This window comes from Bradyrhizobium australiense, assembly GCF_013114825.1.
GTDB classification, from domain to species: domain Bacteria; phylum Pseudomonadota; class Alphaproteobacteria; order Rhizobiales; family Xanthobacteraceae; genus Bradyrhizobium; species Bradyrhizobium australiense.
Genome location: NZ_JAAVLX010000003.1, coordinates 152,558 through 165,870, shown reverse-complemented (window position 1 = coordinate 165,870; position 13,313 = coordinate 152,558). Strand labels below are relative to the sequence as shown.

14 protein-coding genes are annotated in these 13,313 nt (G+C 64.2%); 5 read left to right on the top strand and 9 right to left on the bottom strand.

The window, feature by feature from the left end:
• Window positions 1-9 precede the first annotated feature (9 nt).
• Together HCN58_RS07920 and HCN58_RS07915 are read right to left on the bottom strand one after the other, a co-directional pair.
• Complete coding sequence (locus tag HCN58_RS07920) at window positions 10-726, bottom strand: Dph6-related ATP pyrophosphatase (protein WP_171578816.1); 717 nt, start codon at window positions 724-726, stop codon at window positions 10-12.
• Window positions 726-2,123 carry a flavin monoamine oxidase family protein gene (locus HCN58_RS07915; RefSeq protein WP_171578815.1) on the bottom strand — a complete coding sequence of 466 codons (1,398 nt, stop codon included), beginning with the start codon at window positions 2,121-2,123 and terminating at the stop codon, window positions 726-728. Before HCN58_RS07915 ends, HCN58_RS07920 begins: the two co-directional genes overlap by 1 nt.
• A gap of 189 nt (window positions 2,124-2,312) precedes the next feature.
• On the opposite strand from HCN58_RS07915, the gene HCN58_RS07910 reads away from it, so the two are divergent.
• Complete coding sequence (locus HCN58_RS07910) at window positions 2,313-3,296, top strand: YiiX/YebB-like N1pC/P60 family cysteine hydrolase (protein WP_171578814.1); 984 nt, start codon at window positions 2,313-2,315, stop codon at window positions 3,294-3,296.
• Between the two features lie 143 nt (window positions 3,297-3,439).
• Here HCN58_RS07910 and HCN58_RS07905 read toward each other — a convergent pair whose 3' ends face one another.
• Window positions 3,440-3,715 carry a metal-sensitive transcriptional regulator gene (locus tag HCN58_RS07905; RefSeq protein WP_171578813.1) on the bottom strand — a complete coding sequence of 92 codons (276 nt, stop codon included), beginning with the start codon at window positions 3,713-3,715 and terminating at the stop codon, window positions 3,440-3,442.
• A gap of 50 nt (window positions 3,716-3,765) precedes the next feature.
• Here HCN58_RS07905 and HCN58_RS07900 point away from each other — a divergent pair, with 50 nt between their 5' ends.
• Window positions 3,766-6,153 (top strand): heavy metal translocating P-type ATPase, encoded by a 2,388-nt coding sequence (locus HCN58_RS07900; protein WP_283814544.1) that lies wholly within the window; start codon window positions 3,766-3,768, stop codon window positions 6,151-6,153.
• Window positions 6,154-6,424: 271 nt separating this feature from the next.
• Here HCN58_RS07900 and HCN58_RS07895 read toward each other — a convergent pair whose 3' ends face one another.
• Window positions 6,425-7,369, bottom strand: a complete 945-nt coding sequence (locus tag HCN58_RS07895) for a hydroxymethylglutaryl-CoA lyase-like TIM-barrel protein (protein WP_171578811.1) — start codon at window positions 7,367-7,369, stop codon at window positions 6,425-6,427.
• Window positions 7,370-7,489: 120 nt separating this feature from the next.
• Between HCN58_RS07895 and HCN58_RS07890 the strand changes: the two genes are divergently transcribed.
• Window positions 7,490-8,242 (top strand): sulfate transporter family protein, encoded by a 753-nt coding sequence (locus HCN58_RS07890; protein ID WP_171578810.1) that lies wholly within the window; start codon window positions 7,490-7,492, stop codon window positions 8,240-8,242.
• Between the two features lie 43 nt (window positions 8,243-8,285).
• On the opposite strand, the gene nth is transcribed toward HCN58_RS07890, so the two are convergent.
• Window positions 8,286-9,038, bottom strand: coding sequence for an endonuclease III (gene nth, locus HCN58_RS07885; protein WP_171579511.1), 753 nt, complete (start codon window positions 9,036-9,038; stop codon window positions 8,286-8,288).
• A 22-nt stretch (window positions 9,039-9,060) separates the two neighbouring features.
• Between nth and HCN58_RS07880 the strand changes: the two genes are divergently transcribed.
• Window positions 9,061-9,582: a DUF2244 domain-containing protein gene (locus HCN58_RS07880; protein WP_171578809.1), complete on the top strand. Its 522-nt coding sequence runs from the start codon at window positions 9,061-9,063 to the stop codon at window positions 9,580-9,582.
• Window positions 9,583-9,696: 114 nt separating this feature from the next.
• Window positions 9,697-10,596: a methylated-DNA--[protein]-cysteine S-methyltransferase gene (locus HCN58_RS07875; protein ID WP_171579510.1), complete on the top strand. Its 900-nt coding sequence runs from the start codon at window positions 9,697-9,699 to the stop codon at window positions 10,594-10,596.
• A gap of 130 nt (window positions 10,597-10,726) precedes the next feature.
• On the opposite strand, the gene HCN58_RS07870 is transcribed toward HCN58_RS07875, so the two are convergent.
• The 4 genes from HCN58_RS07870 to pyrF all read right to left on the bottom strand — a co-directional run bounded on the left by HCN58_RS07870 (window position 10,727) and on the right by pyrF (window position 13,310).
• Window positions 10,727-11,350 (bottom strand): 2,3-bisphosphoglycerate-dependent phosphoglycerate mutase, encoded by a 624-nt coding sequence (locus tag HCN58_RS07870; RefSeq protein ID WP_171578808.1) that lies wholly within the window; start codon window positions 11,348-11,350, stop codon window positions 10,727-10,729.
• A 23-nt stretch (window positions 11,351-11,373) separates the two neighbouring features.
• Window positions 11,374-12,189, bottom strand: coding sequence for a 4-hydroxy-tetrahydrodipicolinate reductase (gene dapB, locus HCN58_RS07865; RefSeq protein ID WP_171578807.1), 816 nt, complete (start codon window positions 12,187-12,189; stop codon window positions 11,374-11,376).
• A gap of 77 nt (window positions 12,190-12,266) precedes the next feature.
• The gene (locus HCN58_RS07860) at window positions 12,267-12,569 is read right to left on the bottom strand and encodes a DUF1330 domain-containing protein (protein WP_171578806.1); all 303 of its coding nucleotides are present in this window, start codon (window positions 12,567-12,569) and stop codon (window positions 12,267-12,269) included.
• A 30-nt stretch (window positions 12,570-12,599) separates the two neighbouring features.
• Entirely contained in the window at window positions 12,600-13,310 is a 711-nt protein-coding gene (gene pyrF, locus HCN58_RS07855) for an orotidine-5'-phosphate decarboxylase (RefSeq protein WP_171578805.1), read from the bottom strand.
• Window positions 13,311-13,313 lie beyond the last annotated feature (3 nt).

Here is a 13,313-nt window from a genome sequence, read left to right as displayed (position 1 = left end):
CAGCGGTGGCTATGGGTCCCGGCTCGCGCTTCGCTTGGCCGGGACGACGGAAGATTCTTCATCCATCATCAGATCGCAATACGCGTACCCATCGCGCTCGACGCACTCGCCCGTTGCGACCGCCACCCGCCCCGAAAACATCGGGCCCGCCACCACGCAGGTGTGAAACTCGCCGTTCTCGCCACAGGGATCGACGCCTTCGGGCAGATCGGCCAAAAGCGTCGCATCAAATCTCCGGCCTGCGAATTCCGCCGACAGCTTCTGCAGATCGACGGTCGCGAGATGCGCCTCCAGCCCGCTCGCGATCATCGCTCGCGCCAGCTCCGGCGTCGGCCGCTCCCAGAGCGGAAATAGCGGTGTGATTCCGGTGCCCGCCAGCTTCTGTTCGCGATAGGCGCGGATGTCGGCCAGAAACAGATCGCCGAAGATCATATGCGTGATCCCATCGGCGACGGCTTGCGCGACCGCCTCGCCCATCCGCGCCTCATAAACCTCGTTCGGGCAGGGATACGGTATAGGCACGATCCGCTGCGGCAGGCCGGCGGCCTCGCACTGCGCCTGCAAGATCTCCTGCCGCACGCCGTGAATCGATACCCGGCCGAACGTCTCGGTCACCGTGGTCAGCGCGCCGATGACCTCGAATTCGCCTGCGCGCACCACTTCATGCAGCGCAAAGGCGGAGTCCTTGCCGCTTGACCAGGAGATCAGCGCTTTGGGGCGGGCCATCAGTTGATCGGAGACGGTGCACGCCGCCGCTGCTTCGCTGGCCGCGCTTCCGGCTCGAGGTCCTTCAATGCGCCGATCCGCCGCAACGCCGCCTCTGCCGCGCGCTCGCCGCTCTCCCAGGCGCCGTCGATGGTTCCCCACAGCGTTTCATGGGTAGCCTCGCCGGCAAGATACATGCAGCCGATCGGTTCGGTCAGAACCTTTCGCGAGGACTGCCCGCCGGGACCGGCCGCCGACATCGCGCCGAGCGCGAACGGCGCGGCATTCCAGCGCGTCGCGCTCGATTTCGTCACCGCGGCCGCCGCCTCGCTGCCGTATAACTTCGTCAGCCATTCCGCCGCAAACGCCACCATGGCCTTCTCGCCCTGCACGGAAAGATCGCGGCCGAAGGAGCCGCCGACATCGAGCGTGCAAAGCGACGAGCCGCCGAGATTAGCATACATCAGCGCCGTCTTCGTCGAGTTGCTCTGCTCGATGATGATGTCGTCACGGGCGAGGCCGAGCGGATTGCCTGACATTTGCAGGCCGATCCGGTCGTAGCTGCCGAGACTGAGTTTCGAAGCCGCGTCGATCATGCGCTTCGGGATGTCGGGCGCGAATTTGATGTTGCCGGCGACCAATACGTTGCTTGACACCGTAATGACGGCGGCGCGCGCGACGATCTTGCCGGCAGGTGTTTCCACCATGACGTCGCGGTTGCTCCAGGAAATCCGGCTGGCCGGGGTCGACAGCGCCACCGGCACCTGCTCACCGAGTTTTGCGATCAGCGTGCCCAACCCTTGGCGGCAGCCGATCGCGGTGTTGCGATCCTGCGCGCGAGACTTGTCGGCGACCGAGACGTCTTTCAGATCCTTGCCGGAGAAACCGGCCCCCAACACGAATTCCGCCGTGCCGGCCCAGTCGCCGAGGTCCTTCGGCAATACGGAAGCGCAGGAGACATCGAACCGCCGCGCAGCGTCATCGATAGCGCGATTGGCACGCACTAGGGCGGCGAGAAATTCTTCCGTCTCGCCCGCGCGGGCATTGCGGCGGCCGATGCGGATCTTCTGGCCCGATGGCGCGGTCGTGATCTCGAGCCCGGCCGCCCGCGCCAGCTTGATCATCGGATTGGTCTCGGGATTGTGCATCCAGCGCGCGCCGCGATCGAACGGTACGTCGAAAGTCGAAACGTCGGTCTGGCAGCGGCCGCCGATCTGGCTCGCCGCCTCCACCACGATCACTTTGCGGTTCGCCGCCATGATCCGCCGCGCCGCAGCAATGCCGGCCGCGCCTGCGCCGATCACCACGATGTCGGCTTCCCGCGGCAAGGGTGCGGCCGCCGCACGCGCACCGGAAAAAGCCGGAACCACCGCCAGTCCTGCGGACGCCGACAGGAAGGTGCGGCGGGTCATTGTCATGTCATGGTTTCCGGGACCTGAAGGACGTGAGAACAGCTAGCGAACTGTGCCGCATCTCACGTGACGCAGCAACACTCATGGTAAATCAATCATGGTTGATCCGCCTCGCGCATGAACTAAATTGAAACGGCTTGCGACCATGATAAGGAAACAAAAAAAGCGGAAGAAAAGCCGCTCTTGGGGAGTTTCATGGGCGTAATGCTCGACACGATCGGCCAGTTAATTGCGGGCTACCTGCAGAAGGAAGTCCCGGGCTATGAGCCGTTCACGCCCAGCGACCCCGAGCATCTGCGCGGCGTCATCGAGCCTGGTGACGTGCTGCTGGTCGAAGGCAACAACCGGATTTCCGGCATCATCAAATACCTCACGCAGTCCACCTGGTCACACGGCGCGCTCTATGTCGGTCCGGTCGACGGCGCGCACGAACCCGACGGCGAACCGCATGTCCTGATCGAGGCCAACATCGGCGAGGGCGTCACCTCGGCGCCACTGTCGAAATATTTTCCCTATCACACCCGCATCTGCCGGCCGATCGGCCTGTCCTACGAGGACCGCACCACGGTGTGCCGCTACGCCATTAACCGCATCGGCTTCGGCTACGACACCAAGAACATCGTCGATCTGATGCGCTACCTGATTCCGCTGCCGATACCGCAGCGCTGGCGGCGGCGCATGATCGCGTTCGGCTCCGGCGATCCCACGAAAATCATCTGCTCGGCGTTGATCGCGCAAGCGTTCGATGCCGTGCGCTACCCGATCTTGCCCAAAATCACCCGCGCCGCATCACGAAAGGCCCGGCGCGAAATCCTGCATATTCGCGATTCCTCGCTCTACATGCCGCGCGATTTCGACATCTCGCCCTATTTCGAAGTCGTCAAACCCACCATCGTGCACGGCTTCGACTACACCGCCCTGCACTGGGCCGACAAGCAGAAGCCGCTCCCGGAGGTAGCGGGCGAATTCGGTGTGTTTCCAGAGGTCAAGTCGCCGCCGCTTGTTCCTGAAGCGATTAACGAAGAGACGCCGCTTCCGGCTGCGGCTGAAGAAGTGACGGTGGTAAGGACGATGGTCGAACGCGTCACCGTGTCGGAACATTATCTCGCCGTCGAATACGTCCCGGTCCGCACGCCGGAGCGGCGTATGAAGCCGCGGACGCAGGAAGTTGTGGCATAGCCCTCATACCAGCTATTAACCCCTCATGTTGAGGAGGCGCTTTAGCGCCGTCTCGAACCACGAGGCCCCGACTGCCACTCATCCTTAGACGCGCTTCGCGCCTTCTCAGGGATGAGGTCTAGCAACACGACGCCGCCGATGCGTTACCGGTCGGAACGGCTGATCACCTCCATCAGTTCGGCGATCTTCTCGCGCTGGTCGGCCTTGTTGCCGCTGGTAATGGCGTGTTCGACGCAATGCGACACGTGATCCCTGAGCACCTCCTCCTCGACGCGCCGCAGCGCGGCCCGGACAGCGGAGATCTGGGTGACGATGTCGATGCAGTAACGATCCTCCTCGACCATTTTTGACAGGCCGCGGACCTGACCTTCGATCCGGCTGAGGCGTTTCTGACAGGATGCCTTGATGTCTTTTCGCATGCGGCCTATATACCCCCACAGGGTATGGGCTTCAAGTGCCGGAGACGATGATGAACAACAATGAAAACGCCGATCGGCACTGCGCTTCGAAGGGTGCCTGCTGCGGCGGCCATAGCCACGGCAATCACGGCCACCAAGCTGAAGGTGCGGCAACCGTGCGCGATCCCGTTTGCGGCATGACCGTGAACCCCGCGACCAGCAAGCACCGCTTCGACCATCACGGCGAGACCTTCCATTTCTGCTCGGCCGGATGCCGCACCAAATTTGCCGCCGATCCCGTCGCCTATCTTGAGAAGGACAAGAGACCTAAGGCAGCCGTGCCGGAGGGCACGACCTACACCTGCCCGATGCACCCAGAGATCCGTCAGCTCGGCCCCGGAAGCTGTCCGATCTGCGGCATGGCGCTGGAGCCGGAGGTGGCAAGCCCCGATGCGCCGCCGAATCCGGAACTCGCCGACATGACGCGCCGTTTCTGGATTGGCCTTGTGCTGGCGCTGCCGGCGGTGGTCCTCGAAATGGGCGGCCATCTCGTCGGCGGCCATGGCTGGGTTGATCAGACGCTGTCGAACTGGATCCAGTTCGCGTTTGCCACCCCGGTGGTGCTGTGGACCGGCTGGCCCTTCTTCGTGCGCGGCTGGCAATCGCTAGTGACGCGCAATCTCAACATGTTCACGCTGATCGCGATGGGCACAGGCGTGGCCTATGTCTACAGCGTGATAGGCACGGTCGCACCCGGCATGTTTCCGGCCACCTTCCGCGGCCACGGCGGTGCGGTCGCGGTTTATTTCGAAGCGGCGGCGGTCATCACCGTGCTGGTGCTGCTCGGCCAGGTGCTCGAACTCCGTGCGCGCGAAGCGACATCGGGCGCGATCAAGGCGCTGCTGCAGCTTGCGCCGAAGACCGCCCGCCGCATCGGCGACGACGGCGCCGATCATGAGGTCGAAATCGACGCGCTGGCAGTGGGGGATAAATTGCGGGTCCGACCGGGCGAAAAGGTGCCGGTGGACGGCATCATCCTCGAAGGCCGCTCCTCGCTTGATGAGTCGCTGGTAACGGGCGAATCCATGCCGGTCACCAAGGAGCCCGGCAGCAAGGTCATCGCCGGCACACTCAACCAGTCCGGCGGTTTCATCATGCGCGCGGACAAGGTCGGCCGTGACACGTTGCTGTCGCAGATCGTCAAGATGGTGGCGGACGCGCAGCGCTCCCGCGCGCCGATCCAGCGGCTGGCCGATCAGGTCTCCGGCTGGTTCGTGCCCATTGTCATCGCCGTGGCGCTGATCGCGTTCGGCGCCTGGGCATGGTTCGGACCGGAGCCGCGCATGGCGTTCGGCCTGGTCGCAGCCGTCAGCGTTCTCATCATCGCCTGTCCCTGCGCGCTTGGCCTTGCCACGCCGATGTCGATCATGGTCGGCGTCGGGCGCGGCGCGCAGGCCGGCGTGCTGATCAAGAACGCCGAAGCGCTGGAGCGCATGGAGAAGGTCGACACGCTGGTGCTCGACAAGACGGGCACGTTGACCGAAGGCAAGCCGAAGGTGGTTGCGATCGTGCCGGCCGCGGGATTTGAAGAAGCAGAAGTTCTGCGGCTGGCTGCAACGGTCGAGCGGGCCAGCGAACACCCGCTGGCCGAGGCCATCGTGCGAACGGCCAGGGAACGCTATCTCGATCTCGGCAAGGTGGACCAGTTCGACTCGCCGACGGGCAAGGGCGCCACCGGCAAGGTCGATGGCAAGACCATCGTGCTCGGCAATGCGAACTTCCTGCAGTCGCTCGGCGTCGACACCCGCTCGCTCAACGAACACGGCGAACGCCTGCGCGGCGACGGCGCGACCGTGATCAACGTGGCGATTGATGGCAAGCTCGCGGGATTGTTCGCCATCGCCGATCCCGTAAAGGCGTCGACACATGACGCGCTGAAGGCGCTGGCGGCCGAGGGCATCAAGGTCCTCATGCTGACCGGCGACAACAAGACCACGGCGAACGCCGTCGCGCGCGACCTCGGGATATCAGATGTCGAGGCGGAAGTGCTGCCCGATCAAAAGAGCGCCGTGGTGGCAAAACTGCAGAAGGCCGGAAAGATCGTCGCAATGGCCGGCGACGGCGTCAACGACGCTCCGGCGCTCGCCGCGGCCGAAGTCGGCATTGCGATGGGCACGGGAACGGATGTGGCGATGGAAAGCGCCGGCGTCACTTTGCTGAAGGGCGATCTCGGCGGCATCGTCCGCGCCCGCCGGCTGTCACAGGCAACCATGCGCAACATCAGGCAGAACCTGTTCTTCGCCTTCATCTACAACGCCGCCGGCATCCCGATCGCCGCCGGCATTCTGTATCCCACGTTCGGCCTCTTGCTGTCCCCTATCATCGCGGCCGTCGCGATGGCGCTATCATCGGTCAGCGTCGTCGGCAACGCGCTGCGATTGCGGATGGCCCGGCTGTAAAGCACAGCCTCATGGGCAGTGCGGACGGGTGCGGCACTCTTACTGCACGGGCAGTAAGCTCCCTCCCCCCTTGCGGGGCAGGGCTGGGGAGAGGGGTTCTCTCCGCGAGTACGGACCGAACAGATTGCCAACAGCCTGGACCAGCACGATTCCGGTTGAACAACACGCACCGCCGATGCCGCCATCCCTCTCCCTAGCCCTACCCGCAAGGGGAGAGGAAACATACCGTCCGTGTAGAAGTGTCGTCGCAAGCCAACCCAGTCGACGCCGATCACACCGCCACCGCTCTCCCAGGTGGCAGCCCCGCACGTGCCAGCCCGCCGTAGAGCGCCTCGTCCGGCATTTCCGATTTCAGAATGCCGCGCACGGCGATCAGCTTCTCAATATCGATGCCGGTCGCAAATCCCTTGCTCTCGCACAGGAACACCAAGTCCTCGAATACGACATTGCCGGTCGCCCCGGGCGCGAACGGGCAGCCGCCGAGGCCGCCGAGCGATCCGTCGAGCACGCGCGCGCCCGAATCGAGCGCAGCGGAAGCGTTCGCGATGCCCATGCCGCGCGTGTCGTGCAGGTGAATGCAGATCGGTTTTGCGCCGGCGATCTTCACCGCTGCAGCGGTCAACTCGCCAACCTGCTTCGGCCCCGCATAACCAACCGTGTCGGCAATCGCGACCATGTCGACGCCGGCCTCGAACAGTTTTTCCGTCAACCGCAGCACTTCCGCAGGGTCCACCGGTCCCACGATCGAACAACCCAGCGCCATCGAGATCGCGGCGTTCACCACTGGCCTATGCGCGCTGGCGTCGCGGAGTTCGCAGAGCCGCCTGATGTTGGCGATGGCGGATTCGCGCGAGCGGTTGGCATTCGCCTGGCTGTGTTCTTCAGTGGCCGAAACCACCGACGCCACTTCGGCCACGCCCGAGGCCAGCGCCTCGTTGACGCCGCGCTCGTTCAACGTCAGCGCAATGCCGTAGGCGCCGGGCAGCGACGCCACGGTCGCGATAATCTCGCGTACATCGGCGAACTGCGGAAACGTCTTGGCCGGCAGGAACGAGCCGACCTCGAAGTGGCGCACGCCGGCGGCATATTCGTCGCGCATCCAGCGCTGCTTGGCTGATGTGGACGGAAACATCTTCACGAGCTGCAGGCCGTCGCGCAAACCTACCTCGCGCAGCACGATCTTGTTGTCAGGGTAGATTTCCTCGACGCGGGTCATGGCAGCCTCTTGCGGCGTTGTTTTGACAGCAGTCTCTCCCCAGGCGCCGGGAGGCTCTTGCCGAAGCCCCCGCGGCTATCTACCTCTCGCGAGGGCTTTTTCACAAGAGGCAGAACCGCCATGTTGGACGCCGCCGTCAAGGCGCTTTCGCAGATCCTGTCGCCGCCGATGCGCACGATCCTGTGGCGCTCCATCGGGCTGGCGCTGGTGCTGATCACCGTGCTGGCGATCGGCTTGCAGCGGCTATTGAGCTGGTTTGCCGATTATGGCGAAGGCTGGGCCGAGGCGATGCTGGGACCGGGTTTCCATACATCGCTCCATATCCTTTCCTGGATTATCTCGATCGCGGCGGGGCTCGGCGTCGTGCTCGGCGGGATCTTCCTGATGCCGGCGGTCACCTCGCTGGTCGCGAGCGTGTTCGTCGACGACGTCGCCGACCATGTCGAGCGCGAACATTATCCGGCGGAGCGTCCCGGCGACGCGCTGCCGCTCGGCGTCGCAATCCCCGAGGGGATCAAGACGGCGCTCTTGACGATCTTAGTCTATCTGATCGCCCTGCCCTTCGTACTGTTCGCAGGCGCAGGCTTTTTGATCTTCTTCATTGCCACCGCCTGGCTGTTGGGCCGCGAATATTTCGAACTCGCCGCGATGCGCTTTCGCCCGCCGGCGGAAGCCAAGGCGATGCGCAAGGACAATGCGGCCACGGTATTCACCGCGGGTCTCTTCATCGCGGCGTTCGTGTCGATCCCGATCGTCAATCTGGCGACGCCGCTATTCGGCATGGCCTTCATGGTCCACATGCACAAGCGGCTGTCGGGCCCGCGGCCGGAGCTGATCGAGCCGGCGAGGAAGACGGGAATGCCGGTGGTGTGATCTTCTCCCTCGCCCCGCTCCAGGCGGAGCGAGGTTGAAGCACTCACACCGTCTTTTCCGGCCAGCGGCAGAGATCGTTGATCAAGCACACCTCGCAGCGCGGCTTGCGGGCCAGGCATGTATAGCGTCCGTGCAGGATCAGCCAGTGATGGGCGTGCAGCATGAACTCGGGCGGGATCACCTTTTCCAGCCCTAACTCAACCTCGAGCGGCGTCTTGCCGGTCGCGAGCCCGGTACGGTTGCCGACGCGAAATACATGCGTATCGACGGCCATTGTGTGCTCGCCATAGGCCATGTTGAGCACGACGTTGGCGGTCTTGCGTCCGGCGCCGGGCAGCGATTCGATTTCGGCGCGGGTGCGCGGCACCTCGCCGCCGAATTCGTCGATCAGTTTTCGCGACAGCGCGATGACGTTTTTCGCCTTGTTGCGATAGAGCCCGACGGTCTTGATGTAGTCACGCAACTTGTCTTCGCCGAGCGCGAGCATCTTCCCCGGCGTGTCGGCGACTGCAAACAGCGCGCGCGTCGCCTTGTTGACGCCGGCATCGGTCGCCTGCGCCGACAACACCACGGCGACCAGCAGCGTATAGGGGTTGAGATGTTCGAGCTCGCCCTTCGGCTCCGGATTGGCCTTGCGAAAGCGGCTGAACGCCTCGCGGATCTCGGCCGGCGTCCAGGGTTTCGGCTTCGGCGATTTCCTCGCCTTCGGCAACGCTTTGGCGACCTTCTTTGCCGGCTTCTTCGGCACGGACGGAACACTGGTTTTGGCGCCGGAAGAGCGGGTGATTTTGGCCATGATCGGGGTATACTGATACGCGATGACCGCAAGCAACGATTTTGATCCGGCGCTTGACCAGCCAACGCTGTTTTCGGCCCGGGTGACGCCGCATCGCTCGCTCAACCGCACCGGTTTCCTGGTGCTGATGACATTCATCGGCGCGGTGAGCTTTGTCGCCGGCGTCGCATTCTGGCTGATGGGCGCCTGGCCGGTGATCGGCTTTTTCGGCCTCGATGCGCTGGTGATCTACTGGGCGTTCCGGATCAATTTTCGCAGCGCTGATGCCACCGAGGACATCGTAGTGACGCCAACGGAATTGCGGGTCCGGCGGGTCAGCCATCGCGGCCATCTGATGGAATGGTCCTGCAATCCGCTCTGGGTGCAGCTCGAGCAGACCGGCGACCCAGAATTCGGCATCGAGCGGCTTTACCTGGTCTCCCGCGGCCACCGGGTGTCGATCGGCCAGGTTCTGGGACCCGACGAAAAGGCGAGCTTTGCCAAAGCCTTACTGGCTGCGCTACAGGTCGCCAAGCGCGGGCCGACATATACTCCGGTGGTTTGAGGCTTTTCCTTTGACGAGTTTTCTTCACGCGAACCGGTTCCCACTTGGCTTGAAAACGCTACGTTGTCAGAAATCGGGTGGTTTGGAGGTCGCATGCGCCCTAAATCGGACCCCATGATGATATCAGCGATACATGACCAGCGCCTGGCCAAGCCGGGCCTCCAGAACGCCGCGCTGCGCGATTACGATTCAGTGCGCCGTGCGATTGCCTTCATCTCGGAACGCTGGCGTGCACAGCCGACCATCGAGGCGATGGCGGATGCCGCCGCCGTGACGCCGGATGAACTGCACCATCTGTTCCGCCGCTGGGCCGGGCTGACGCCGAAGGCGTTCATGCAGGCGCTCACCCTCGATCATGCCAAGGGTCTGCTGCGCGATTCCGCCAGCGTGCTCGATGCGGCGCTTGACTCAGGGCTCTCGGGCCCCGGTCGGCTGCACGACCTGTTCGTCACCCATGAGGCGATGTCGCCGGGCGAATGGAAGAACGGCGGCGCCGGCATGACGCTGCGCTACGGTTTCCATGCCTCGCCGTTCGGCACCGCGATCGTGATCGCCAGCGACCGCGGGCTCGCGGGCCTGGCCTTCGCCGATCCCGGCCAGGAACAGGTCTCGTTCGCCGACATGAAGCGGCGCTGGCCGAACGCGACCTATGTCGAAGACCATGACGGCACAATCGGTCTCGCGCAACGCATCTTCGATACGCGGCTGTGGCGGCCGGATCAGCCGCTGCGCGTGGTGCTGATCGGCACCGATTTCGAGGTGCGGGTGTGGGAGACGCTCTTGAAGATCCCGATGGGCCGCGCGGTCTGCTATTCCGATATCGCCACCAAGATCAAAAGCCCGAAGGCGTCACGCGCCGTCGGCGCTGCGGTCGGCCGCAACCCGGTATCGTTCGTGGTGCCTTGCCACCGCGCACTCGGCAAAGGCGGCGCGCTGACCGGCTATCACTGGGGCATCACCCGCAAGCAGGCGATGCTCGGCTGGGAAGCGGGACAAGTCGGATTGAATTCGTAGGGTGGGCAAAGGCGCTCTTGCGCCGTGCTCACCATCTCTCCCGATCGCCAACTGAAATGGTGGGCACGCTTCCACCTTCGCTCGTTGAGCTACGGCGGACAAGTCGCTTTGCCCACCCGACAATTTGAGCTCACGCTGCCAGATCGAGCTTCGACGCGACCGTCGAATCCGCGTTGAGCCGGTAGATCACCGGCGCGCCGGTTGCGAGTTCGCGCTTCAGGATCTGCTCCGGCGAAAGCTTCTCCAGCACCATGATCAGCGCGCGCAGCGAATTGCCGTGGGCGGCGACCAACGTACGCTCGCCGCGCAGCACGCCAGGCAAAATCTCCTGCACGTAGTAGGGCAGCGCGCGCGCCAGCGTGTCCTTCAGGCTCTCGCCGCCGGGCGGTGGCACGTCGTAGGAGCGGCGCCAGATCAAGACCTGCTCCTCGCCCCATTTCTTGCGGGCGTCGTCCTTGTTGAGCCCCGAGAGATCGCCGTAATCGCGCTCGTTGAGCGCCAGATCGCATTTGGTCGCCAATCCGGTCTGGCCGATTTCGGCCAGCGCCAGGTCGAGCGTGCGCTGCGCCCGCTTCAGCACCGAGGTGAAGGCAACATCGAACGTCAGTCCCTGCGCCTTCAGCTTGCGGCCGGCCTCTTTTGCTTCCGAGACACCGAGTTCGGAGAGGTCGGGGTCCTTCCAGCCGGTGAACAGGTTCTTCAAATTCCAGTCGCTCTGGCCGTGCCGCACGAGCACGAGAAGACGATCGCTCATTCCAAGATTCCGTTTTTCGATGGTTAGAAGTCGGCTAACCCGAGCACATCGGTCATCGTGTAGAAACCGGGCGCCTTGCCTCGCGCCCACAGCGCGGCCTTGATCGCGCCCTGCGCGAACATGGTCCGGTCCTCGGCGCGATGGGTCAGTTCGATGCGTTCCATGGGGCCTGCGAAGATCACGCTGTGATCGCCGGTGACGGTACCACCGCGCAGCGAAGCGAAGCCGATGTCGCCGGGCCGGCGCGCGCCGGTATGTCCGTCGCGGCCGCGCGCGGAGCGGGCGTGCAGGTCGACGCCGCGGCCGGCGGCGGCGGCTTCGCCGAGCAGGAAAGCCGTGCCCGAGGGCGCGTCGATCTTGGCCTTGTGGTGCATCTCGACAATTTCGATGTCGAAACTTTCGTCCAGCGACTGTGCGACGCGCTTGACCAGCGCGGCGAGCAGATTGATGCCGAGACTCATATTGCCGGACTGCACGACGACGGCGTGCGAGGTGACGCTCTTGATGACCGCCATGTCGGACGCCGATAGCCCGGTCGTACCGATGATGTGGACCAGGCCGCGTTCGGCGGCGATTGCGACATTGGCGATGGTGGCGCCGGGGACGGTGAAATCAACAATCGCGTCGGCATTGGCCGACAGCGCCCACAGGTCAGCCGAAAGCTTGACGCCATTTTCCGGCAGGCCCGCGAGCACGCCGGCATCCTTGCCCAGAAGTTCCGAACCCGGCGCTTCTAGCGCGCCGGCCAGAACCGCGCCCGGAGTTTCCGAAATGACGCGCACCAGCGCGCGGCCCATCCGGCCGCCGGCCCCCGCAACGATCAATCGCATATCGGCCATGGCTATTACCTCTGCACGCCCTATAGCGGGACGAGGCCGTTCCGGCAACCGATCAGGCCTACGGACCGCCTTCCCCGTCAGGGCTGCGGCCCGTCATAGCCCTCGATGACGATAAGATCGGCAATCGAATGCGGCTGCCGGACCTTGATGTTGGCTTGGTATTCCGGCGAGTTGTAGCAGGCCAATGCGGTTTCATAACTGTCGAATTCGATCACGACATTGCGCGAGCGGCTTTGGCCCTCGACGGCGGTGAACTTGCCGCCGCGCACAATGAAGCGCCCGCCGAATTTCTGGAAGATGGCCGGGTTGGCCGCCATGTACGGCTTGTAGCCTTCATCATTGTGAACGTCGACGCGTCCGATCCAGTATCCCTTCGCCATCTCGATCTCCGTTTCTTGTTTCGCGTTTGACTACGCCAACGCCTGCTTGATCTCCGCCTGAATAGCATCCGCCGCCGCCTTGGGATCGGCCGCTTCCGTGATCGGCCGGCCGACCACCAGATAATCCGCGCCGGCGGCAATCGCCCGCGCCGGTGTCATGATGCGCTTCTGGTCGCCGGTCGCAGCCCCGGCCGGGCGGATGCCCGGCGTCACCAGACGCATCTGGTGACCGACGATCTTGCGCAGCACGGCCGCCTCTTCCGGCGAGCTCACGAGGCCGTCGACGCCAAGGACCTGTGCCTGTTGCGCGCGCGCTTCCACCAGGTCGGAGACGTTGAGCCGATAGCCTGCGGCATGCAGATCGCCATCGTCGTAGGAGGTCAGCACGGTGACGGCGAGAATTTTCAGGCCCGATCCGGCACGGGCTTCGACTGCGGCCTTCATGGTCTGCGGATAGGCATGCACGGTGAGGAAGGTCGCGCCCAGTTTGGCGACGCTCTCGACGCCGCGCGCCACCGTATTGCTGATGTCGTGCAGCTTGAGATCGACGAAAACCTTCTTGCCTGATTTCGCCAGTTGCTGCGTCAGCGGCAGGCCGCCGGCATAGGCGAGCTGATAGCCGATCTTGTAGAAGCGCACGCTATCGCCAAGCCGCGCGATCATCGCTTCCGCTTCAGTCACCCCGGGCAGGTCGAGCGCGACGATCAGGCGATCTCTGGTTGCGATATCGGCTGGCTGCATATC